General features: G+C 63.7%; 20 protein-coding genes. 6 read left to right on the top strand and 14 right to left on the bottom strand.

The window, feature by feature from the left end; genetic code table 11:
• Positions 1 to 100: 100 nt before the first annotated feature.
• The 4 genes from CSAL_RS01850 to CSAL_RS01835 are packed head-to-tail and all read right to left on the bottom strand — an operon-like array spanning position 101 to position 3,641.
• Entirely contained in the window at positions 101 to 1,099 is a 999-nt protein-coding gene (locus CSAL_RS01850) for an aldo/keto reductase (RefSeq protein WP_011505677.1), read from the bottom strand.
• A gap of 6 nt (positions 1,100 to 1,105) precedes the next feature.
• Positions 1,106 to 1,888, bottom strand: a complete 783-nt coding sequence (locus CSAL_RS01845) for an amidohydrolase family protein (protein WP_011505676.1) — start codon at positions 1,886 to 1,888, stop codon at positions 1,106 to 1,108.
• Complete coding sequence (locus CSAL_RS01840) at positions 1,888 to 2,322, bottom strand: RbsD/FucU domain-containing protein (RefSeq protein ID WP_011505675.1); 435 nt, start codon at positions 2,320 to 2,322, stop codon at positions 1,888 to 1,890. The genes CSAL_RS01845 and CSAL_RS01840 overlap by 1 nt, the downstream gene beginning before the upstream one ends.
• Positions 2,319 to 3,641: an L-fuconate dehydratase gene (locus tag CSAL_RS01835; protein ID WP_011505674.1), complete on the bottom strand. Its 1,323-nt coding sequence runs from the start codon at positions 3,639 to 3,641 to the stop codon at positions 2,319 to 2,321. Before CSAL_RS01835 ends, CSAL_RS01840 begins: the two co-directional genes overlap by 4 nt.
• A gap of 92 nt (positions 3,642 to 3,733) precedes the next feature.
• Here CSAL_RS01835 and CSAL_RS01830 point away from each other — a divergent pair, with 92 nt between their 5' ends.
• Positions 3,734 to 4,465, top strand: coding sequence for a FadR/GntR family transcriptional regulator (locus CSAL_RS01830; protein ID WP_011505673.1), 732 nt, complete (start codon positions 3,734 to 3,736; stop codon positions 4,463 to 4,465).
• Here the strand turns inward: CSAL_RS01830 and fucP are convergent.
• From fucP to CSAL_RS01790, 8 genes are all read right to left on the bottom strand, one after another.
• Complete coding sequence (gene fucP / locus CSAL_RS01825) at positions 4,462 to 5,808, bottom strand: L-fucose:H+ symporter permease (protein WP_011505672.1); 1,347 nt, start codon at positions 5,806 to 5,808, stop codon at positions 4,462 to 4,464. The genes CSAL_RS01830 and fucP overlap by 4 nt on opposite strands.
• A gap of 648 nt (positions 5,809 to 6,456) precedes the next feature.
• Positions 6,457 to 7,407: a D-ribose ABC transporter substrate-binding protein gene (locus CSAL_RS01820; protein WP_244846461.1), complete on the bottom strand. Its 951-nt coding sequence runs from the start codon at positions 7,405 to 7,407 to the stop codon at positions 6,457 to 6,459.
• Between the two features lie 24 nt (positions 7,408 to 7,431).
• On the bottom strand, positions 7,432 to 8,583 hold the full coding sequence (locus tag CSAL_RS01815) for an ABC transporter permease (protein WP_011505670.1): 1,152 nt from the start codon (positions 8,581 to 8,583) through the stop codon (positions 7,432 to 7,434).
• A 27-nt stretch (positions 8,584 to 8,610) separates the two neighbouring features.
• Positions 8,611 to 10,158 carry a sugar ABC transporter ATP-binding protein gene (locus tag CSAL_RS01810; protein WP_011505669.1) on the bottom strand — a complete coding sequence of 516 codons (1,548 nt, stop codon included), beginning with the start codon at positions 10,156 to 10,158 and terminating at the stop codon, positions 8,611 to 8,613.
• 13 nt (positions 10,159 to 10,171) lie between these two features.
• Positions 10,172 to 10,822, bottom strand: coding sequence for a DUF2291 family protein (locus tag CSAL_RS01805; RefSeq protein WP_011505668.1), 651 nt, complete (start codon positions 10,820 to 10,822; stop codon positions 10,172 to 10,174).
• 71 nt (positions 10,823 to 10,893) lie between these two features.
• Entirely contained in the window at positions 10,894 to 11,994 is a 1,101-nt protein-coding gene (locus CSAL_RS01800; RefSeq protein ID WP_011505667.1) for an erythritol/L-threitol dehydrogenase, read from the bottom strand.
• A 276-nt stretch (positions 11,995 to 12,270) separates the two neighbouring features.
• On the bottom strand, positions 12,271 to 13,251 hold the full coding sequence (locus CSAL_RS01795) for a sugar-binding transcriptional regulator (protein ID WP_011505666.1): 981 nt from the start codon (positions 13,249 to 13,251) through the stop codon (positions 12,271 to 12,273).
• Positions 13,252 to 13,322: 71 nt separating this feature from the next.
• The gene (locus tag CSAL_RS01790; protein WP_011505665.1) at positions 13,323 to 13,823 is read right to left on the bottom strand and encodes an RpiB/LacA/LacB family sugar-phosphate isomerase; all 501 of its coding nucleotides are present in this window, start codon (positions 13,821 to 13,823) and stop codon (positions 13,323 to 13,325) included.
• Positions 13,824 to 14,237: 414 nt separating this feature from the next.
• On the opposite strand from CSAL_RS01790, the gene CSAL_RS01785 reads away from it, so the two are divergent.
• From CSAL_RS01785 to CSAL_RS01765, 5 genes are all read left to right on the top strand, one after another.
• Entirely contained in the window at positions 14,238 to 15,230 is a 993-nt protein-coding gene (locus tag CSAL_RS01785) for a dihydroxyacetone kinase subunit DhaK (RefSeq protein ID WP_011505664.1), read from the top strand.
• A 21-nt stretch (positions 15,231 to 15,251) separates the two neighbouring features.
• Positions 15,252 to 15,905 carry a dihydroxyacetone kinase subunit DhaL gene (gene dhaL, locus CSAL_RS01780; RefSeq protein WP_011505663.1) on the top strand — a complete coding sequence of 218 codons (654 nt, stop codon included), beginning with the start codon at positions 15,252 to 15,254 and terminating at the stop codon, positions 15,903 to 15,905.
• Positions 15,906 to 16,005: 100 nt separating this feature from the next.
• Positions 16,006 to 16,962 (top strand): transaldolase, encoded by a 957-nt coding sequence (gene tal, locus CSAL_RS01775; protein ID WP_011505662.1) that lies wholly within the window; start codon positions 16,006 to 16,008, stop codon positions 16,960 to 16,962.
• Between the two features lie 23 nt (positions 16,963 to 16,985).
• Complete coding sequence (tkt, locus tag CSAL_RS01770; RefSeq protein WP_011505661.1) at positions 16,986 to 18,977, top strand: transketolase; 1,992 nt, start codon at positions 16,986 to 16,988, stop codon at positions 18,975 to 18,977.
• 199 nt (positions 18,978 to 19,176) lie between these two features.
• Complete coding sequence (locus tag CSAL_RS01765) at positions 19,177 to 20,556, top strand: NAD-dependent succinate-semialdehyde dehydrogenase (RefSeq protein WP_011505660.1); 1,380 nt, start codon at positions 19,177 to 19,179, stop codon at positions 20,554 to 20,556.
• A 136-nt stretch (positions 20,557 to 20,692) separates the two neighbouring features.
• Here the strand turns inward: CSAL_RS01765 and CSAL_RS17765 are convergent, their stop codons facing one another.
• Together CSAL_RS17765 and CSAL_RS01760 are read right to left on the bottom strand one after the other, a co-directional pair.
• Entirely contained in the window at positions 20,693 to 20,821 is a 129-nt protein-coding gene (locus CSAL_RS17765; RefSeq protein WP_256985256.1) for a hypothetical protein, read from the bottom strand.
• 126 nt (positions 20,822 to 20,947) lie between these two features.
• Entirely contained in the window at positions 20,948 to 21,718 is a 771-nt protein-coding gene (locus tag CSAL_RS01760) for a MipA/OmpV family protein (RefSeq protein WP_011505659.1), read from the bottom strand.
• Positions 21,719 to 21,839 lie beyond the last annotated feature (121 nt).

Raw genomic sequence — 21,839 nt, 5'->3', positions numbered from 1 at the left:
CTGTAGCCAAAACCGCGGAGCCTTTGCCTTCGCGGTTTTGTGACTTCGTGCGGACACGCTCTATTACTGCTTAAAACATCCCGGGCGCAGCGCAACAGCTTCATGAGGTCTCCTCCAACAGGCCTCGGGCCTTCAGTTCCCCCCAGAAAGCATCGGGAATATTGCTCGAAGCCAGTGCATGATTTCGCGTCACCTGCTCGGGTGAGCGCATGCCGGCCATGACATTGACCACGGCAGGGTGCCGCCACGGGAAGGCCAGTGCCGCCGCCGGCAGGGAGACCGCGTGGGCGTGCGCTACCGCAGCGAGCTCACGGGCACGCGCGATGACGGACTGGGGCGCCTGACCATACTCGTACCAGGCGTCGGCGGGAGGCTCGTCCCGCGCCAGCAGGCCCGAATTGAACACGCCTACGGCTACGACGCCGACGTTGCGTTCCAGACAGGTCGACATCAGTCCCACCTGCTCCTGCTCCAGCAGGGTGTAGCGCCCCGCCAGCATGATCAGGTCGAGCGAGGCCTGATCGACGAACCGCTTGAGCATGGCGGCATCCTTGGACCCCACTCCCCAGGCCGAGATCACCCCCTGCTCGCGCAATCGGTCGAGTTCAGGCACCGCGCCCGCCAATGCTTCCTCGAAACGGTCCGAGGGCTCTTCGGGGTCGTGGATCCAGAGAATGTCCACGGACGTCATGCCGAGGCGCTCGAGCGAGGCCGTCAGGCTCTGTCTCACCCCCTCGGCGGTGTAGTCACGCACGCGCATCAGCTCGTCGGCCACATGGAAGCCATTGACCTCGTCACTGCCCTGGGGCGAGGGATTGGGCGCCAGCAGACGCCCCACTTTGGTCGAGATGACGTAGTCCTCCGGAGATCGTCCTCGCAGAGCCTTGCCCAGGCGCTGCTCGGAAACCCCGAGTCCGTAGTGAGGCGCCGTATCGAAAAAGCGCAGCCCGAGCTCCCAGGCGGTGTCGACGGCGTCCAGGCAGTCCCGTTCGGGGGTCACCCGGCCCATGTTACCGAACTGTGCCGTTCCGACTCCCAGCCCTGCAAAGGCTCGCTGAAGCTTGGCGGGAAGGTGTCGCGAGAGGGTCGATGCGGTCATCGTGCGTTACCTCCTCTGGTAGACATTCATTGCGTTGTTCACTGCGACGGCGGAGTGCTGAGCAGCGGGCAAGCGCGCGAGTACCCGATCACACCAGTCCGAGGGGTCCTGGCTGACGGGGTGGTCGCTGCCGATCAGGCAACGCTCGACGCCGAAGGTACCAATAGCGACGTCGAGAATGTCGGCAGCACAGCATTCTAGTTCGTCGGCATCCCGGCACTCAGCCGGCAGTCCGGAGAGCTTGCAGTACACCGCGTCGCGCTCGGCAAGACGCGCCAGGTTACGCGCCCATCGGTCACGAGCCGCCGCATCGCGCACATCGGGCTTGCCCATGTGATCGAGCACCACCGTCAACTCCGGCACCTGCTCGATCAGTGTCAGCAGGCGCGGCAACTCGTAATCCCTGACGCAGGCATCGAAGGGCAGTCCACAGGCGGCCAGCCGTTTCAAACCGTCGAGAAAGGCTATCGAATCGAACAGATCACGGTCCTGCAGCAGGCGCCTGACCCCGACCACTTGAGGTATGTCGGCGACGCGCTCCAGCCACTCCGAGACCAGCGGCTTTTCCAGCGGGACGCTGACCACGACCCCGTGGACACTGGGCGTAGCGTCAGCGACACCGATCAGCCAGTCGGCCTCCTCGGCGGGGTCGGTGGCATCGGCTTCGACCAGCACGAAGCGTCTGTCCTGGCGGTCGGGAATCACCGCCTTGGCGGGCAGACCCGCATCGTTCAACCAGGGGATTCGCACCGCGGCGGTATCCCAGACATGGAGATGGGTATCGATCATCAGGGCACGCCTATCGTCAGCAGGAAGTTGGAGTAGGGGCGGCGCTCGCCGGTGGCGATCAGCAAGCACACGTCCGGCGCACGGCAGGCGTCGTAGAATGCCCAACGCTCGAGCCCAGACCAGGCGATCGTCTGGCCGTTGCCGTGGCGATGCCCGGCCAGGCGTTGCTGGCAATCGACGACGGTCTCCGAGGCCTTGCCTTCGGCCGTGGCCATGAAGGTGATGGCCTCCACGGCGACGGACTGCGACACCGCATCCATCACCGCCTGGGCGGGCACCATCCCCTCGCAGAGATTGAGATACACTCGGGAAGCGGTAGCCGGCGCCCCCGTGGAGTGCGGGTAGAGCGCATCGGCGACGAGTATCTTGGCGCCGTGCCCCGCGGCGGCGAGAGCATGCAAAAGAGGCGGATGCAGCAGCGGTCCGTTGATCATGCCGTCATCACCTGTCGACGCTTGACCCACTCAGTACCGTCCGGCCATGCCCAGGCGGCCAGCGTCTCGGCCTTGATCTCTGCCGCATATCCTGGGCGAGTCGGCAAGACATAAGCGCCCTGACTGACGTGGCAGGGGTCCACGAAGTGCTCGTGGAGATGATCGACGAATTCGGCCACGCGCCCCGCCACAGGGCCCGATACCGCGATATGATCGATCATCACCAGATGACTGACCAGCTCGCATAGCCCGACCCCGCCAGCATGCGGGCAGACGGGCTTGCCAGACTTCTTCGCCATCAGCAGCACCGGGATGATCTCGTTGATACTGGCGAGCCGGCACGAGTCGATCTGTACGAAGTCCACCGCGTCCGCCTGCAGCAACTGCTTGAACAGCACCCGATTCATACCGTGCTCGCCGGTGGCAACCCCGATCCCCCGCTGCCGAACACTGTCGGCGATACGTCGATGCCCCAGCACATCGTCCGGGCTGGTCGGCTCCTCGATCCACAGCAGGCCATGGTGCGCCAGGGCCTCGACGCGCTCGATCGCCTCGGGGACTTCCCAGATCTGATTGGCGTCGATCATCAACATCTTGTCGGGGCCGATCACCGAGCGCGCGATACCCAACCGGCGCTCGTCATCAGCGGGATCGCCACCGACCTTAAGCTTGATGTGCTGGTAGCCCTCGTCCATGGCCTCTCGGCAGAGCCGGGCAAGCTTGTCGTCCGAGTAGCCCAGCCACCCAGGCGATGTGGTATAGCAGGGAAACCCTTGTTCGCTCAGTTCGGCGATTCGCGCCTGGTGGAAGGGCCGCTGCTCCTCGAGCATCGCCACCGCCTCCCCGGCGCTCAGCACATCGCCGAGATAGCTTAGATCCAACTGCTCGACGAGCACCTCCGGGTCCATCTCACAGATCAGCCGCCACAGCGGCACCTCCGCATGGCGGGCAGCCAGGTCCCAAACGGCGTTCATCACCGCCGCCCGGGCCAGATGCACGACCCCCTTGTCGGGGCCCAGCCAGCGCAACTGCGAATCCTCGGCGAGCTCCCGGTAGACTGTTCCCGGCGCCCGGCACACCTGGGCCACGTCCCGACCGACGAGCTTAGCGGCCAGGACCTCCATGGCCTGAAGGCAGATCTCGTTGCCGCGCCCGATGGTGAAGGTAAACCCGCAGCCATAAAGTGTGCTGTCATCGGTTGCCAGCCTGAGATAGGCCGCGGAATAGTCGGCGTCCTTGTTCACCGCGTCGGAGCCGGCGTTGCTCTCGGAGGTTGGGAAACGTAGATCTACCAGTTCGATGGTGGTGATGACAGGCACGTCATGCCCTCCTGATTAATCAGATGTATTAAGGTGCCAGCGACAATTCCGATAGAATGGTTACCCGCGACCCCGAGCCGGAGACCCATTGCATGCCGCCCCTTTCGCCGTCCGACAGCGATCAGCGCCGCCCCTCCCAACACGAAGTGGTCATTCAGGGCATCCAGGAGATGATCGTCTCCGGCGAGATCTCCTCGGGCGACCGGCTTCCCGTCGAGTCGATCCTCGCCACCCGCTTTGGCGTCTCGCGCAGCTCGCTTCGCGAAGGCGTCAGGGCTCTGGTCGCCATGGGTATCCTCGAGACCCGCCAGGGTTCAGGCACCACCGTCACTTCGCTCGACCCGGGGCTGCTGCTGAAGCCCTTGGAGTTCTGGGCCGGCATCCAGGCGGGGAAGTCGTCCCGAGACCTGCACGGCGTACGCCAGGCCCTGGAGGTCGAAGCTGCCGCCGTGGCGGCGATGCGTCGCACCGACGAGGACATCGAGCGTCTGCAGGCCATCCTCGACGACGCCGAGCCGGCCATCCGCGCACTCGATCACGAATCCGCCATGGCCGCCGACCTGACATTCCACCTCACCCTGGCGCGCATCTCCCGCAACTCCGTGCTGATCGCGCTGCTCGAGGCGCTCTCACGCCCCACCCTGCGGATGCGGCTGTGGCAGTCCATTCATCGCAGCGGCCGTCTCGCCATCACCCACCAGGAGCATCAAGCCATCCTCAATGCCGTGATTGCCGGCGACCCCCGGGATGCCCATGCCGCCATGCAGTCACACCTCTCCCAAGTCGCCGTGGTACTGCGGGACGCCTCAGGCAATGCGTCTTAGGCGAGGTCGCCGTCACTGGCCTCTCCCACGCGCGGATGCTTCTGTACATAGACGCCGAAGGCCGCGATCACCGCGAAACACAGCGCCACCACCACATAGCTGATGCGTGCCGAGGTGATATCGATCACCCACCCCTGAACCAACGGCATAAGCGCACCACCGACGATCGCCATCACCAGCCCGGCGGCGCCGTACTTGGTGTCTTGCCCCAGCCCCTCGAGCGAGATGCCGTAGATGGTCGGAAAGAGCAGCGAGATGCATGCACTCAGCGACACGACGGCCACCGCACCGAGCAGGTTCCCGCTCAACACCGCCACCAGCGACAGCACGACACCGATTACACACATCCACGTCATCAGCTTGCGGGGATCCACCCGTCCCATGACGCCCACCATGACGAAGCGCGAGACTAGAAAGACCAGTAGTGAGGCTTGTAGCCAATACCCGGCCACGCTGTCGCTGACACCCAGCGTCTGGATCACGTAATGGATGGTGAACGTCCAGGTGCACGTCTGGGCGGCTACGTTGAAGAACTGGGCCACGACTCCGAAGGCATAGCGACGATTGCGCACCAACCGTCCCAGGCGACTGCCCGGCTGCATGTTTCCGTCGCGCTTGCGATCCGCCAGCAGAGGCTCGTACCGCGGCACCCTGACCATCGCGATGGCGATCGCGATCACCACGTAGACCAGAGCAAGCGTGAGGTAGGGGCCCATGACCGCCTGCAATTCCGCCGATTGCATTTCGGCCAATGCCTCTTGCGTCAGTGAGGCACGCTGCTCGGCGGTTGCCGGATTGACATTAGGAAGAATGAAAATGGCGGCCAGCAGCACACCCAGATTGGATCCCACTGGATTGAAGGATTGGGCGAAATTCAACCGCCGAGTGGCGTTATGGCGCGGCCCCATCGCCATCACGTAGGGATTGGCGGACGTCTCCAGGATCGACAGTCCCGCTGCCAGGGTGAACAGTGCCACCAGGAACATGGAGTAGGTCATCATCTGCGAAGCGGGCAAGAACAGAATCCCCCCGGTGGCCGCCAGCAGCAGCCCGATCAACACGCCGCCCTTGTAACCGAGATGCGAATTGATCCAGGCCGCCGGGACCGCCAGAGCGAAATAGGCGCCGTAATATGCAAACTGAACCAGCGAGGCCTGCAGAGCGCTCATCGAGAAGACCGAGCCGAAAACGGAGACTAGCGGATCCGTCAGGTTGCCCGCCAACCCCCAGGCGGCAAAGCAGATGACGATGAGTAAAAAAGGCAGGCGCATCCCCCGATACAGAAACGAGGATTTTTCCGGGACCGACTCTTCTCGGGCCAACGCGCTGGACGATACATCCATGAGCCACTCCTTGTCGTATTGTTATGGCTAATTGATCATATGAATTGACTCCCTGACGCTGAAGCTAGATGAGGCATATTCAAATAGCAATATATCTCATATAAGACAAACGTCTTAAAAAATAGGCGCAGAACAAGACTTTTCATTGTTTCTAAACCAAATAAAATCAAAATTTCTTTAGCGCGGTAATAAAATTCGCCTCGCACAAAGACTGGCACACAAGAACTCGCCGTCGAACACGCAACAAAAGATACGATGAATGGACTGAATCCAGGCTATCGGCGGACCGGGTCAGGACGCCAGCCGCTGCTCTGTCTCAGAGCAGTCGCCGTGAGGTCAGGCCCCGGGGGCAGGTCAGCTACGAACAATAACGCCAATCACAGCAGCCCTGGCTCGCGCCTACTACGGATTGAGCGTTTCCTCATTTATTTGACCGGTATATTCACCGTGGACACCTTCCTGTTGCTGGTGCCTGCGAACTCCTCAGGGCTCGAGCGCATGTTCGAACGCTACGCAAGCGGCGAGCTGAACCCGAAGGTCGCGTAAACGGTGGCTGCATGACGACACCGAGAGCGCCGGATGGCGCTCTCGGGACTTGTTAGGCGGGAGCGGGGCCTGGCTCGGCTCGAGCCAGGCCCCGGGCGGGACTTACTGCTCGAGGACGAACGGGTCGGTGTAGTCGTCGACATTGTCCGAGGTGATGAGGAAGCAATCGAACAGCTGCTTCTCGCCGTCCACCCCGGTCTCGCCGGTGGTGACGTACTTGTCGGCCATGCGGACCGCCATCTCCGAGAAGATGGCCACCGGCTGCAGCACGGTATAGTCCATCTCGCCGGCCTTCACGGCTTCGACCGCATCGGGCGAGCCATCGAAACCGCCCACGACCACATCGTCGAGCTTGCCGGCCTCTTTCAACGCCGAGATCGCCCCCAGCGCCATTTCATCGTTGCCGCTGATCACGCCATCGATGTCCGGGTTGGCCTGCAACATGCTCTGCGTCTTGTTGAACCCTTGGGTCCGATCCCAGTTGGCCACGTCGGAACCCACCTTTTCGAGACCGGGATACTGGCTGAGCACGGTTTCATAACCGTTGGAGCGCGTGGCGGCATTGTTGTCCGACGGCGCGCCCTTGAGCTCGACGTAGCGTGCCGAGTCGCCCACGCTCTTGATCCACTGCTGTGCCCCCAGCGCGGCGCCCTGTGCGTTGTTCGACACGAGCTGCGCCTCGGCCAGCCCTTGCTGGTTGATTTCCGCGTTGATGATGAAGACCGGGATGCCCGCTTCCACGGCCTTGCGTACCGCGCCGATGGAACCGTCGGCATTGGCCGGGTCGAGGATGATCGCCTCGGCCTGGTTGGTGATGGCCGTGTCGATCTGCCGGCTCTCGGTATTGGTGTCCCCCTTGTGGGAGCTCACGTCGGCTTCATAGCCCAGCTTCTCGGCCGTCTCTTCGGCAATCTTGCCTTCGGTGAACCAGTAAGGGTTCGACGTATCGTTGACGATAATCGACATCAGCCCTTTATCCTGCGCCGAGGCACCGCTCGCCAGAAGCGGAACACCCACGGCCAGAGCCGCGATAAGCAGGCGTTTTCCTTTCATGAACATAGTGGACCACCTTTACTCTTATGATTGTGCACCGGCTTTGCCGGTAGTGCTTCCCGTGGCCGGCGAGCGCTCGCTGGCGCCTTCCGGTTGCGGTGAAGTCGGCTTGCCATCGGAAGCGGGCTTGCTGTTCTTCCGACCGCTGTACTGAATGCTGTTGAGCAGAACCGCGAGAATGATGACGGCCCCGGTGAACACGGTCTGCCAGTACGACGAGACCCCGATGATCACCAGCCCGTCGGAGAGAAACCCGATCACGAAGGCGCCCAGCAGGGTGCCGCGCACGTTGCCGCGACCACCGGTGAGTGCCGCGCCACCGATGACCACCCCCGCGATCGCGGTGAGCTCATAGGTCGTGCCGGCCGTCGGCCCCGCCGAGGTCAACTGCGAGGACAGCACCAGGCCGGCGATCGCCGCGCAGATACCGGACAGCACATACACCGAGACCTGCACGCGCTTGACCGGCACCCCGGAAAGCTCGGCGGCCCGCGCGTTGCCGCCGGTGGAATACACCCAGCGCCCGAACGGCGTGCGCGACAGCAGCAACAGGCAGGCGATCGCCACGGCCGCCAGGATCAGCACGCCGACCGGGATGCCGAACAGCCGATTGAACCCCAGCCAATCGAACCCGGTATTGCCCAGCGCCTCGCTTCCACCGAGGTTGTTGTAGGTCAAGCCATCGGTCATCAGCAGCGCAACGCCACGGGCCACGTACAAGAGCCCCAAGGTCGCCACGAACGCCGGCACCTTGAAATAGGCGATGAGAACGCCGTTGATCGCTCCGACCAGGGCCCCCAGGCCACACGTCAGCACGACCACCACCCAAACGGGCGGATACACCACCACGCCAAAGGCTTCGAACGAGACGCCCTGCATCAGAAATCCCGCGAACACGCCCGCCAGGCCAAGCGTGGACCCCACGGACAGATCGATGCCCCCCGTCAAGATCACCAGCAACATCCCCAGCGACAGCAACCCGAAGATGGCGACGTGCGACGACATGGTCAGAAAGTTGCTGGTCGAAAAGTAGACAGGCGACAGCAACGAGAAGATGACGATGATCGCGATCAAGGCGAAGAAAGCGCGCCCCTCCAGCAGCATGCGCGCCACGTCGAAACGACGTCCGCCGCCTTGCGAACGCGAGCTGGAAGCGGTTTGGTTCATATTGGACATTGTTGGGAACTCCGCGACATGAATGGATCAAGCGACCACGGCTTCGCCCGAGGCCGCCATGATGTCTTCCTTGCTGGCATCGGCACCGAACTCCGCCGCGATGCGACCGCGGCTCATCACCACGATGCGGTGTGCAATGCTCAGGCATTCACCGACCTCCGAGGTCGAAAACACCACGGCCAGCCCTTCCCGAGCGGCGCCCTCGCTGAGCAACTTGAACACTTCGGCCTTGGCACCGATGTCGATCCCCCGGCTCGGCTCGTCGAGCAGCACCACCTGGGGCCGGGTCGCCAGCATCTTGCCGATCACGACCTTCTGCTGGTTCCCGCCGGACAAGGAGCCGATGGCCGCTTCCGCACCATCGGCCTTGATATGCACGTTCTCGATCGAGGCCTCGACGACATGGCGTTCGCGACGACGCGACGTCACCAACCCCTTGGTAAAGGCCCCGATGCTGGCGAGCGACAGGTTCTCGCCCACCGACATCGTCTGCACCAGACCATCGCGCTGCCGATCCTCGGGTACCAGCACCAGTCCCTTGGCGATGCGCTCCGCGATACTCAGCCGCGAAATGTCCTCGCCGTGCAGACACACACGCCCCGCGCTCATCTCGCCACGCCCGGCGACGCTTTCCAGCAGTTCCGTGCGTCCCGCCCCCATCAGCCCGTAAATGCACACGATCTCCCCGGCGCGCACCGCCAGCGACAGGTCGTCGACCACGTGGCGTCCGGGCACGGTGGCGTCGGGCACCGACACGCCCTCGAGGGAAAGCATGACCTCGCCCATGGCATAACCGCCCGGCGGCGAGCCCAGATCGAAGTTTTCACCCACCATGTTGCGCACGATCCATTCCAGGTCGATGTCCTCGCGGCGGGCATAGGCCGTCATCGCCCCATCGCGCAACACCACGGCGTGATCGGTAATGAGCAGCGCTTCTTCGAGATGGTGGGAAATGTAGACGATGGAGACGCCCCGGCTCTTGAGATCGCGGATGACCCGAAACAGCACCTCGACCTCGGAGGCGCTCAATGCCGAGGTCGGTTCGTCCATGATCAGAATGCGTGAATTCACGGACAGCGCGCGGGCGATTTCGACGATCTGCTGCTGCCCGAGGCGCAGATCCTCCACCAGCGTCAGCGGATCGATGGGTTCGTCCAGTTCCTCCATCAAGCGTCGCGCCTGACGCTCCTCCTCCGCATAATCGATCCCCGTGGCACCGCGCAGCTCGCGCCCCATGAAGATGTTGTCGCGAACGCTCAGGTTGGGTGCCAGGCTCAGCTCCTGGTGAATGATCGACACCCCCAGGCGCTGCGCGTCCGTGGTCGAGGAGAAGCTGACCGGCTCGCCCTCGAGCAGAATGTCTCCGGACGACGGCCTGATGACCCCCGAGAGGATTTTCATCAGGGTCGACTTGCCCGCTCCGTTTTCGCCGAAGAGCGTGGTGACCTGCCCGTAGTGGATGTCGAAATCGACGTGCTTCAGCGCCTGAACATTACCGAAGGACTTGGCAACATTGCGTGCCGACAGGATTACCCTTCCGACGCGTTCGTCCTGAGATGCGGCTCGTTCGTTCATCGCTCACCCCGGCTCATTGAACGTCAAACGCAACCGGCGTGATGAGCCAGTTAGCGGGATTGATCAACTGGAAAACGCCCGTCACGGTGACGTTTTTCCCCTCGAGTGCTTCCCGGTCCAGCCCCGCCAGCACCTGGGCCTTCATGGCATCGTTCAGCGCCGCGCCGGCGTTCTGATATTCGATCTGGTTCTTGAATTGCCCGAACTCGATCTCGCCCGTGGCATCGCGCAAGACCGTGCCATTGATGGCGGGCCCCGTCTGAACGCGAATCGTCAGATCGCCCGGCGCCGCGTCGGTTTCGATGACATAGGTCCCCGAACTGCCCTCACCCACGACGCCGGAGACGGTCACCGGAATGATGGGCCCGATGCCCGCCGGCACGCCGTACCGCTCGCCGGCAGCACTGCGATCCTCGTCGAGAGCACTCGCCAGCTCGCCGACGCCGACGGCACGCGCCTCGACATCGTCACGAATCTCCGGGAACGTCTCCTCGGCGAATTGCGCCAGCTTCGAGCCTTCGCCCTCGGCATCCGCCTCGATCGGCATGACCTTGGTATCCCATGCCATGACGGCAAGCAGAACCACCACGGCACCTGCCATCAGGATGCTGCCGCGCCCCTTGCGCGATGGCTTGGCGGACATGGCGGCGGTACGTGTATTCATGGTGCGCGCCCCTGAGGTCTCGTTGGTGAATGGTCAAAAGGGATGCAGGTCCCGGCGCCCGGGCTCTGACATCAGGCGCCGGGCACGAGGATGACCTTGAGCGCGCTGCTGTCGTGCCTCATCAGCTCGATGCCCTTGTGGAAATCCTCCAGCGGCAGCTTGTGGGTCACCACCCCGTCGGTGGGGAAATCGCCGCTCTCGATGCCCTCGATCACGTGCGGATAGCAGTACGGCCCCAGGTGCGCACCGAGCACGTCCAGTTCCTTGCGATCGCTGATGATGCTCCAGTCCACGGTGACCGGATCCTTGAACACGCTGAACTCCACGAAACGTCCCAGCTTGCGCAGCATCGCCAACCCCTGCTCCACGGACTTGGGCGCGCCGGTGGCCTCGATGTAGATGTCGCAGCCATAGCCGTCGGTCATGTCCTTGACGATCTGGACCACGTCTTCCTCGCTGGGGTTGAGCACCACATCGGCCCCGAACTTGCGGGCCAGCTCCAGGCGCTCGCCGTGCAGATCCAGCACCACCAGCTTGGCAGGGCCGGACTTCTTGGCGGGACCGATCATTCCCAGCCCCAGGGTGCCGGCGCCGGAGAGGACCACCACGTCGCCCAGTTGAATCTGTGCCCGCTCCACCGCATGCATCGAGCAGGAGAACGGCTCGGTCAGCACGATGTTCTCCACCGGAACGTTTTCCGGCAGCTTGTGGTTGATGGCCTCTCGGGGAAACTTCATGTACTCGGCCATGCCGCCGTTGACGTTGTTCTGGAAGCCGTAGACGTCATGCTTTTCGCACATCCAGTACTGGCCGCGATGGCAGAAACGGCAGTCCCAGCACGGCACGATCTGCTCGGAGATCACGCGGTCGCCGATGTCGAATCCCTTGACGCCAGGCCCCAGCTTGACGACATGGCCGACGAACTCGTGGCCCGGGATCATGGGCGCCTTGATGTACGGCGGCTGCGTCTCGTCGCCCCAGAAGCTCGGCGCCCCCTCGTACGCCTTGAGATCACCGGCGCAGATCCCGCAGGCCTCGACCTTGATCAGAATCTCCTTTTCGCCAATCTCGGGTACCGCGACTTCTTCGAGACGATAGTCCTCCGGCGCATACGCGACGATCGCGCGCATCGTCTGCGGGATATCGGGGGACGGGGTGAGCGTATCGTTCATGACGGCCTCCACTGAGCTTGCGTGTTCTGTATCATTTGATCTTGTGTTGCTCAAATGAATTAACGCTTTTCAGTATAGCCAGGTCAATGAACTCGGCGAGGTTTTCGTCTTATACTTTAGGATTGCCGTACAAGTAACTGAAAATAAAAAGGAAAAAAGAAAAGGCAGTAAAAATGATCCATGATCTGGCGCCATGATTACCCATAGCAAAGACGATCACATGAACAAATTCATGTTCATGTGATCAAACCCTCTCCCTGTCATGCGACGAATGCCTCAAGACGCCTGAGAAGTCGTCGCCTCGTCCAGGCGCAGGATGGTGTGAGCGTTGGTGACGCTAGTGGCCAAGGTATCGATGACGCCCGTACGCAGGGCGCCGAGAATCCCCGCCGCCTTGGTATTCTCGCTGGCGATGGCCACGACATCGGGAATTCGCGCCAGATCGGTTATGGTCAGGCCGATGACCCGCCCCTGCATCGGCGTTTCCGAGGGGCGGCCATGCATGTCGATGAAGTCATACCCCATCATGTCGCCCACCGTGCCCGACAGGCGTGCCTCGGCGATTTCCTGCGGCGTGAACCAGCCCATGCGCACCATGTTGCTGTCCTCGCTGAGGTCGCCCACGCCGATCAAGGCGACATCCGCCCGCCGCGCGCGGTCCAGGGTCTGGCGCACGGTGGGGTTTTCATACATCGAGTCGCGCAGCGCCGGATTCTGCACGAGCGCCGGCGCATACAGCGTCTCGCTTTCCCCGCCGTACTTCATCGCCAGTCGGCGACAGATATGATCGGGATTCATGTACTCCCCGGCGCGCAGGGATCCGCCGATCGCGCAAACGAACGAGCATTTGCGCTCCCCCTGTTCGAACACGTTATCGGCCACGGCCCCTACATTGCGTCCCATGCCCACCGCCACGATCGAACCGTCGTGCAGCGAACGAGAGAGATGATCCGCCACCAGGCTGGCCACACCGGAACGCTGGGTATCCGGATCGGCGTGATCGAGCGCGATCAACGCCCGCTTGATGCCGAAACGCCGGATCAGCGCCTGTTCGAGCTCGGCGCTCACCGCCGGGTGCTGGCGCACGCGTACGTCGACGATGCCCTCGGCATGCGCGCGCTTCAACAGGCGCCCGGCCTTGACGCGCGAAATGCCCAGCCGGTTGGCGATGGCCTCCTGGGTCTCCCCCTCCACGTAATACAACGTGGCAATTTCGGTCATCAGCGCAACATCGGCGCTCTCGGCACGCTCACTCATGACTGCTCCTCACGCGATCCGCTCGAACGATGCGCACAAGATACCACAGCGAACAAGCGTGCTCTCGGCGATCAGACGCGCGGCGGGTCACGAAAGGTTTCGCGCTCGTAGGCCAGGATGCGCGCCACTTTCTCGCGCGAGCCACCGCCGGCGAACTCGGTCGCCAGGAACGTCGTGACGATGGTCTTGGCCAGTTCAGGGCCCACCACACGAGCGCCCAGCGTCACGATCTGCGCATCGTTGCTCGAGCGCGCCTTGGCGGCCGAATAGGTATCGTGCGCCTGGGCGGCACGAATACCACGCACCTTGTTGGCCGAAATCGCCACCCCGATGCCGGTACCACACACCAGCACCCCACGTTCGACCTCTCCCGCCTCGATGGCACGCGCCACCTTGACCGCCACATCCGGGTACAGCACCGGCTCGGCATCATAGGTGCCGAAGTCCACCGCCTCATGCCCCAGCGCTCGAACGTGCTCGATCAGCAACGCCTTGAGCTCGTAGGCGGCCTCGTCGCCCCCCAGGGCAACGCGCATCGGGGCCGTATGACTGGCCGTGCGTGAATCTGACATGTCTCGTCTCCCTAACGAATCCTCCCACCTGCGATCGATCATCCGCTTGAATCGATCACGACATGTTCAAAATATCACCTAACGAACATTTGTAAAATTATATCGTGACCTCTGTCAGCCTTGGCGCCATGACAACGTCCTGCACGAAAAAGCGCAGATCCGGAATAACAAACAAAAAATCAATATCTTATGCGGACAAAAACACATTTCTCGCATATGGCACGACCAAAGTCTCACAACCTGAGCGCCGACGCGGCTTGACAGGCTCAGGCCACAAGCCTAAACATCTGATCAGTTAAAGATCATTCTATACAGTCCTATCCATGACGTGACCGCCAGCCCGTCGAAGCCCGGCCCGGCGCCGACGGCCGCAACAGCCACAACAAAGGCCACAACGAACAAGAGGAATACGCCATGCAACGCATCATCAATGACCCCGACAATGTCGTGGACGATGCGCTCAAGGGTTACTTGCGCGCCTCCCCGACGTTACTCGCTCCCACCGACCACCCGCGTGTTCTCAAGTACGCTGGCCACACCGGCGACAAGGTCGGCGTCGTGACCGGCGGTGGCTCGGGGCACGAGCCGGCGTTCTTGGGGTATGTGGGCGACGGGCTGTGCGATGCGGTGGCCGTCGGCGAAATCTTTTCCTCTCCCACCGCGGATGCCTTTCTCGAGGCCTTTCGTGTCGCGAACCGCGGCCAGGGCGTCGCCTGCCTGTATGGCAACTACGCCGGCGACAACATGAATGTGAAGATGGCCAGGCAAATGGCCGAGCTGGAGGACATCGACGTCAAGACGGTGATCGCCCGTGACGACGTTGCCTCGGCCCCGGCCACGCAGCGTGACAAACGTCGCGGCGTCGCCGGCGAGGTCATGATGTGGAAAATCGGCGGCGCGGCGGCGGCGCGCGGCGATAGCCTCGACGAGGTGATACGGCTCGCGCAGAAAGCCGTCGACGCCTGCTCGAGCATCGGCGTGGGGTTGAGCAGCTGCACCATTCCCGCCAACGGCAAGCCCAACTTCTCCATCGAGCCCGGGCACATGGAACTCGGGATCGGCCATCACGGCGAACCGGGCATCGAAGTCGCGCCGCTGACCAGCGCCGACGCCATTGCCTCGGCCATGTGCGATCCCGTGCTCGCCGACCAGGACTTCGCCGGCAGCGAGGTCGCGGTACTGGTCTCCGGGCTCGGCGCCACGCCGGTGATGGAGCTCAACCTGCTCTACGCCCATGTCGCCGACCGGCTGGAGGCCGCCGGGGTGAAGGTTTACCGCACCGATATCGGCAACTATTTCACCTCGCTGGAAATGATGGGCGCCACGCTCACGCTGATGAAGCTCGACGATGAACTCAAACCGCTGCTGGATGCCCCGGCGCGTTCGCTCGCCATCACGCAGCGTTGACCGCTATCAAGGGAGACCCACATGCAATTTCTGGATGCGACCCACGGCAAGGAAATTCTCGAGGAGCTGGTCGAGGTCATCGTCGAGAACCGCAACTATCTCAGCGAAGTCGACGGTGCGATCGGCGACGGCGACCATGGCATCAACATGGCCAAGGGGTTCCGGCTCTGCGGCGAATCGATCGCCGGTCAGTCGCTGTCGCTTTCCAAGGCGCTGGGCACGCTCGCCACGACCCTGATGGGCTCGATCGGCGGGTCCATGGGGCCGCTATACGGCAGTCTCTTCATGGGCATGGCCAAGGCGGTCAAGGACAAGGACGCCATCGACGCCAAGGACTTCGGTGACATGCTGGCCGAGGGGCGCCAGTCGCTCGAGCAGATCAGTGACGCCAGCGTGGGCGACAAGTGCCTGCTCGACACCCTGGTACCCGCCATCGACGGCTACCGCCATGCTCTGGATGCCGGGGAGGATTTCCCCCAGGCACTGCAGGCGCTGCGCCACGGCGCGCAACGTGGTTGCGACTCGACCCTCGAGCTGGAAGCCAAGATCGGCCGCGCCGCACGCCTTGGGGAACGCTCGCGCGGGCACCTGGATGCCGGCGCGGTCTCCTGCTGTCTGCTGCTGACCCGCTTGGCCGACAGCACCGAGCGTCGCCTGGAAAAGGCCGCCGCCTGACCGCCGATCACAGCCGTTCGCACCTCTTTCCATTTCCCGGCCCACGGCGCTGTTCTGCCGTCGTGGGCGCCATCGCCCGCATCCAGCGGCGGAGCTCATCATGGTTTCACAACTCGACTCACTCAAGGCGCAATCCCTGGTGGTCGCCGACACCGGCGATCCCGCCGCCATCGAGCGCTATCGGCCCGTCGACGCCACCACCAATCCTTCGCTGATCCTCAAGGCATTCGAATTGCCTGACTATCAGCCTCTGATCGACGAGGTGCTCGACGAAGCGCGCCGCGAAGGTCGGCATGACGCCGACCAGCTGGAACGCATCGTCGACCGGCTCTCGGTGGGCATCGGCAGTGAAATCGCGCAACGCATTCCCGGGCGAGTCTCCACCGAGGTCGCCGCCAAGTACTCGTTCGACACCCAGGCCAGCATCCGCAAGGCCCACGAACTGGTGGAGCGCTACGATGCCCTGGGGGTCGGCCGCGACCGCGTCCTGATCAAGCTTGCCTCGACCTGGGAAGGCATCCGTGCCGCCGAAGTGCTCGAAGGCGAAGGAATTCAGTGCAATCTGACGCTACTCTTCAGTGAAGCGCAGGCGCAGGCCTGCTTCGACGCCGGCGTGTTTCTGGTCTCGCCCTTCGTGGGGCGTGTCACCGACTGGTACCAGAAGGAAACCGGACAGACTTTCGGTCCCGACGACGATCCCGGGGTCCAGTTCGTGCGCCAGGTATGCGAGCGTGCCGACCGAGGCGGATACGACACCGTGGTCATGGGCGCCAGTTTCCGTACGCCCGAGCAAGTCCTGGCGCTCGCGGGCTGCCCTCGCTTGACGATTTCTCCGGCCCTGCTGGAGACGCTCGACGCGCGCGAGGGCGGCATCGATGCCCAGGTCCGTTTTCGTCGACCACCGGCCCGGCCTGCGCCAGCACTCGACGAAAGCACTTTTCGCTGGCGACACAATCAAGACCCCATGGCCATCGACAAGCTGGCCGAAGGCATTCGACGTTTCGCCGACGACCAGGCTTGTCTCGAGGACCTCATTGCCGATCGTCTGACCGGCTGAACCCGCTCACGGAGGAGATCACGATGCCTTCCCGCTTCACGCTGGCCAATGCCATTCGCGCCCTTTCGATGGATGCCGTGCAGGCCGCCAATTCCGGCCACCCGGGCGCCCCGATGGGCATGGCCGATATCGCCCAGGTACTGTGGTGCGACCATCTCAAGCACAACCCCGACAACCCGACCTGGCCCGACCGTGACCGCTTCGTGCTCTCCAACGGCCACGGTTCGATGCTGCTGTATTCGTTGTTGCATCTCAGTGGCTACGATCTGGCCATCGAGGACCTCAAGGCCTTCCGCCAGCTCCACTCGCGCACGCCCGGGCATCCGGAACTGGGCTACACCCCGGGCGTCGAGACCACTACCGGACCGCTGGGTCAGGGGCTGGCCAACGCCGTGGGCATGGCACTCGCCGAACGCACCCTGGCCGCGCAATACAATCGTCCCGGCCACGACATCGTCGATCACCGCACCTGGTGTTTCGTCGGCGACGGCTGCCTGATGGAAGGCATCAGCCACGAGGCATGCTCGCTGGCCGGCACCCAGGGCCTCGGCAAGCTGACGGTGTTCTACGACGACAATGGCATCTCCATCGACGGCGAGGTCGCGGGATGGTTCAGCGACGACACCGCCAAGCGCTTCGAGGCCTACGGCTGGCAGGTGATCGCCGATGTGGACGGCCACGATCCCGCCGCCATCGAAGACGCCATCATTGCCGCCAGGCGGGACACGCAGCGCCCCACCCTGATCATCTGCAAGACGGTCATCGGCTTCGGTGCACCCAGCAAGCAAGGCACCGAGGCCTGTCATGGCGCGGCCCTGGGAGAAGAGGAAGTCGCCGCCGCACGCCAGCACCTTGGATGGCCACATCCGCCGTTCCACGTCCCCGAGGAGGTCTATGCGGGCTGGAACGCCGCCGAAGCCGGCCGCGGCGCGGAAGCGCAATGGCGGCAGCGATTCGCGCAATACGCCGAGGCCTATCCGGAGCTGGCCGAAGCGCTCGAACGCCGCTGGCGCGGCGAGCTGCCGGGCGACCTGGGCGGCAGCGCTCTGATCGAGAACGCCCAGCACGCCTGCGATACGCTGGCATCACGCAAGGCCTCGCTCGGCGTGCTCAACCACCTGGGACCACGCCTGCCGGAACTGCTGGGCGGCAGCGCCGATCTCGCACCTTCCAACCTGACGATCTGGGATGGCGCTCGCGCCATCTCGGCCCAGGCGCCCGACGGCAACTACCTGCATTACGGGGTCCGCGAGTTCGCCATGGGCGCCATCATGAACGGCATCAGCATGCATGGCGGCTTCATTCCCTACGGAGCCACCTTCCTGACGTTCATGGAATACATGCACAACGCCGTGCGCATGGCGGCCCTCGCCCGGCGGCAGGTGATCTTCGTCTATACCCACGACTCGATCGGCCTGGGCGAGGACGGCCCCACTCACCAGCCCATCGAGCAGCTCAACGCCTTGCGCATCACGCCGAACCTGGCCACCTGGCGGCCCTGCGACGCGACCGAGACCGCCGTGGCATGGCTCGCCGCACTCAAGCGCCAGACCGGTCCCACGGCCCTGGTGTTCTCGCGTCAGTCGCTTCCCGGTCAGCAGCGCGATGTCGCCCAACTCGCCCATGTCGAACGTGGCGGCTACGTGCTCTACGATTGCGAGGGCACGCCCGAGCTGATCCTCATCGCTACCGGCTCGGAAGTCGGCCTGGCCATGGAAGCGGCCGCCGAACTCGGCGGTCAGGGGCGTCGCGTGCGTGTCGTCTCGATGCCCTGCACCAGCGAGTTCGATGCGCAAAGCGCCGACTACCAGGAAACGGTGCTGCCGGCCGCGGTCACGCGCCGCCTCGCCATCGAAGCCTCGCATCCGGACTATTGGCGCAAGTATGTGGGGCCACAGGGACGCATCATCGGCATGTCCGGCTATGGCGAGTCGGGCAAGGCCGAGGACCTGTTCCGCCACTTCGGCTTCACCGTCGAGAACGTGGTCGACACGGCGCTCGCCTTGCTCGATTGACCCGCCCGGCGACATGACTCGGACGGTCGTGTCGCCATCCGGTGTGCCGGGCTCGGCACTCGCTCAGGGGCGCCGCGACTCGATGGGTTGCGGCGCCCCCTTGATTCTCGCCGCGGTCATCGCAAGAAAGGGTATGAGGCCAGCAGGAACGGCTACCTCAGGAAGACTCGTCACCGACGACCCCGTTAAGGAGGATGACATGAGCCGCAAGACTCTCACCGCCGTCAACCCCGCCAATGATCAGGTACTCGGCGAGCACGAGATGCTCGACGACGCCGGATTGGCCGAAAAGATGAATCAGGCCCGCGAGGGCTATGCCGAATTCCGCCATTTGCCGGTGGCAGACCGCCAGCGCCGGCTGACGGCACTGGCCGACTTGATCGACCAGCATCAGCGCGAAATGGCCGAGATCATCGCCCACGAGATGGGCAAGCCCTTCCATCAGGGGATTGCCGAGACACAGATTTCCTCGGCCATCGTCCGCTTCTACGCCGACAATCTGGAATCCCTGCTCAAACCCCAGCCACGTCAGGTGGAAGGCGCTCAAAAGGCCGAAATCGTTCACGACCCGATGGGCGCCGTGCTCGGCGTGATGCCGTGGAACTACCCGCTCTATCAGGTGGTACGCTTCGCTGCGCCCAACCTGGCGGGTGGCAACGTCTGCCTGCTCAAGCATGCCTCCAACGTCCCGGGCTGCGCCAAGTTCATCACCAAGCTGTTTCACGATGCGGGCTTCAAGGAAGGGACCTTCACCTGGCTGCCGATCGGCTCCGACAAGGTCGAGGGCATCATCCACGACCCGCTGGTATGCGGCGTCACGCTCACCGGCAGTGAAGATGCCGGCCGTGCCGTGGCCAAGATCGCCGGCGAGGCCATCAAGCCCAGCGTGCTCGAGCTCGGCGGTATCGACCCGCTGATCGTGCTTGACGATGCCGACGTCGACAAGGCGGTGGAGCTGGCCGTGAACGGCCGCTTCGACAATACCGGGCAAAGCTGCGCGGCATCCAAGCGCCTGATCGTGGAACGCCCGATGCTGGAGCGCTTCACCGAAAAGCTCATCGACCGCGTGCAGAAGATGCGTATCGGTGATCCCATGGACGGCGACACCGAAATCGGCCCCATGTCGCGCAAGGACCTGCGCGACGACCTGCACGACCAGGTGCAGCGGGCGATCAAGCACGGTGCGCAGCTCGAGACCGGCGGCGAGGTGCTCGACCGCCCCGGCGCCTGGTATGCGCCCACGGTGCTGACCAACGTCGCGCCCGGCAACCCGGCCTTCGACGAGGAGCTGTTCGGTCCGGTAGCGTCGGTCATCGTCGCCGATGACGCCGAGCACGCCATCGAGCTGGCCAACAACTGCCGCTACGGCCTGGGCGGAACCGTGGTCGGCCAGGACGTGAAGCGCGCCGAACAGGTCGCGCGTCGCCTCGAGGTCGGCATGAGCTTCGTCAATCGCCCCACCACGCCCTTTGCCGAGCTTCCGTTCGGTGGCGTCAAGGAAAGCGGTTACGGTCGCGAGCAGAGCGAATACGGCTTCGGCGCCTTCCTCAACGTGCGCACGGTCTACATCGCCGAATAAGCGGAGCGTGAACGCACCCAACGCAAGCGCCCCCGCCCGATATGGGCGGGGGCGCTTTTTTGTTCGGCGACCGCGATGTCACGTCATGGGCAAGGCCCGGCCATGCCGCGACCGGGGCTCTGCTGAGCCGGGCCCTTCAGATATAGGCGCTGGACGTGCGTGCCTGAAAGCCGCGATAGGCGCTCTCGGTCATCATTCCCAGCACACGGCCTGCATGCTTGCCAAAACGCTTGAGCAGAGTCGGTCGCGCAGTCGAAATCGTCATGGATAACGTGCCTGTGTCGGTGGATATCCAGACATTACACCTTGGTCTAATTTCTACACCTGGAGCGCTCCCGACGTCAGGCACTTTCTGCCAACTGCCTGCTGGACGATACCGACTGAACCGTGCCTAGAAGTTGTAGTTGATGAATCCGCCCACGTAGGCCTGGGTCGCATCACCGATCTCGTCGACGATGGGACTGTCCTTGGCGTCGCCGGTCAGGCGCGACACGCCGACCAGGCCCGTGACGGACCACGTCCGCGTGAGATAATAACTGGCACTGGCATCGGCACCGAAGCGGAAATAGCCCTCGCTCGGCGAGTACGCATCCAGCCCGGAACGCCGGCTCTCCCGCGCGGAAATGCCGAACATGTCCTCGGTCCAGGCGTCGCTTCCATAGGCGACGTTCGGGCCCAGCGAAACGGAGAGCCGCTGGGTCAAGCGCGAGCGCCAGTGCGCCTTGGCGCTGACATGGTAGCCATCCACGTCACCGCTCAGCGGCGTTTCCACGGCCGCGCTGTACTGCCAATGGCCCTCGGTGTATTCGGCCCGCAGGCCCGCCGTGACTCCGCCGTCGACTTCATCGAGACGATGCAGGTCATCGTCGTTGTCGCGTCCGAAGGTGTAACCGAGAAACGGCGATACCCGCCAGCCATCCCGATTGATGACGTTCCAGCCCACGCCATCGCGCGCGTTGATATACAGGCTATCGCCATAGGTCAGGTCGACCGACGGCCATAAGGACGTTTCGTAGTCATCGCTTCCCAGATAATCGGGAGCATGGATCGCCCCCGCCCCCAGACTCCCTTGCCAGCCGCTGTCCTGCGCCTGGCTGGGCGTTGCCACCACCAGCATCGGTAACGCCACGGCCAACGCCGCGTATCGATATCCTGCCTGCATGTCGACCGACTCCCTGGATTCATTGCATGACCACCGGCTGACCGCCCGCCACTTGCAGGCACGCACACCCGGCCCTTTACATACGATATCGTAGGTATCCCTGGTGCGCCAGCCGCTTGGC

The sequence above is a fragment of the Chromohalobacter israelensis DSM 3043 genome (genome assembly GCF_000055785.1).
Taxonomy (GTDB): Bacteria; Pseudomonadota; Gammaproteobacteria; order Pseudomonadales; family Halomonadaceae; genus Chromohalobacter; species Chromohalobacter israelensis.
This window is presented reverse-complemented; position numbering and strand designations above follow the sequence as displayed.

What these genes read in the sequence shown, in the direction of transcription:
- CSAL_RS01805 (WP_011505668.1), bottom strand. Translation starts at nt 10,822, where the DNA reads ATGAATACACGTACCGCCGCCATGTCCGCCAAGCCATCGCGCAAGGGG.
- CSAL_RS17765 (WP_256985256.1), bottom strand. Translation starts at nt 20,821, where the DNA reads ATGACGATTTCGACTGCGCGACCGACTCTGCTCAAGCGTTTTGGCAAG.
- CSAL_RS01785 (WP_011505664.1), top strand. Translation starts at nt 14,238, where the DNA reads ATGCAACGCATCATCAATGACCCCGACAATGTCGTGGACGATGCGCTC.
- CSAL_RS01815 (WP_011505670.1), bottom strand. Translation starts at nt 8,583, where the DNA reads ATGTCCAATATGAACCAAACCGCTTCCAGCTCGCGTTCGCAAGGCGGC.
- fucP (WP_011505672.1), bottom strand. Translation starts at nt 5,808, where the DNA reads ATGGATGTATCGTCCAGCGCGTTGGCCCGAGAAGAGTCGGTCCCGGAA.
- CSAL_RS01795 (WP_011505666.1), bottom strand. Translation starts at nt 13,251, where the DNA reads ATGAGTGAGCGTGCCGAGAGCGCCGATGTTGCGCTGATGACCGAAATT.
- CSAL_RS01800 (WP_011505667.1), bottom strand. Translation starts at nt 11,994, where the DNA reads ATGAACGATACGCTCACCCCGTCCCCCGATATCCCGCAGACGATGCGC.
- dhaL (WP_011505663.1), top strand. Translation starts at nt 15,252, where the DNA reads ATGCAATTTCTGGATGCGACCCACGGCAAGGAAATTCTCGAGGAGCTG.
- CSAL_RS01845 (WP_011505676.1), bottom strand. Translation starts at nt 1,888, where the DNA reads ATGATCGATACCCATCTCCATGTCTGGGATACCGCCGCGGTGCGAATC.
- CSAL_RS01765 (WP_011505660.1), top strand. Translation starts at nt 19,177, where the DNA reads ATGAGCCGCAAGACTCTCACCGCCGTCAACCCCGCCAATGATCAGGTA.
- CSAL_RS01810 (WP_011505669.1), bottom strand. Translation starts at nt 10,158, where the DNA reads ATGAACGAACGAGCCGCATCTCAGGACGAACGCGTCGGAAGGGTAATC.
- CSAL_RS01830 (WP_011505673.1), top strand. Translation starts at nt 3,734, where the DNA reads ATGCCGCCCCTTTCGCCGTCCGACAGCGATCAGCGCCGCCCCTCCCAA.
- CSAL_RS01820 (WP_244846461.1), bottom strand. Translation starts at nt 7,407, where the DNA reads ATGAAAGGAAAACGCCTGCTTATCGCGGCTCTGGCCGTGGGTGTTCCG.
- tkt (WP_011505661.1), top strand. Translation starts at nt 16,986, where the DNA reads ATGCCTTCCCGCTTCACGCTGGCCAATGCCATTCGCGCCCTTTCGATG.
- CSAL_RS01760 (WP_011505659.1), bottom strand. Translation starts at nt 21,718, where the DNA reads ATGCAGGCAGGATATCGATACGCGGCGTTGGCCGTGGCGTTACCGATG.
- CSAL_RS01850 (WP_011505677.1), bottom strand. Translation starts at nt 1,099, where the DNA reads ATGACCGCATCGACCCTCTCGCGACACCTTCCCGCCAAGCTTCAGCGA.
- tal (WP_011505662.1), top strand. Translation starts at nt 16,006, where the DNA reads ATGGTTTCACAACTCGACTCACTCAAGGCGCAATCCCTGGTGGTCGCC.
- CSAL_RS01840 (WP_011505675.1), bottom strand. Translation starts at nt 2,322, where the DNA reads ATGATCAACGGACCGCTGCTGCATCCGCCTCTTTTGCATGCTCTCGCC.
- CSAL_RS01790 (WP_011505665.1), bottom strand. Translation starts at nt 13,823, where the DNA reads ATGTCAGATTCACGCACGGCCAGTCATACGGCCCCGATGCGCGTTGCC.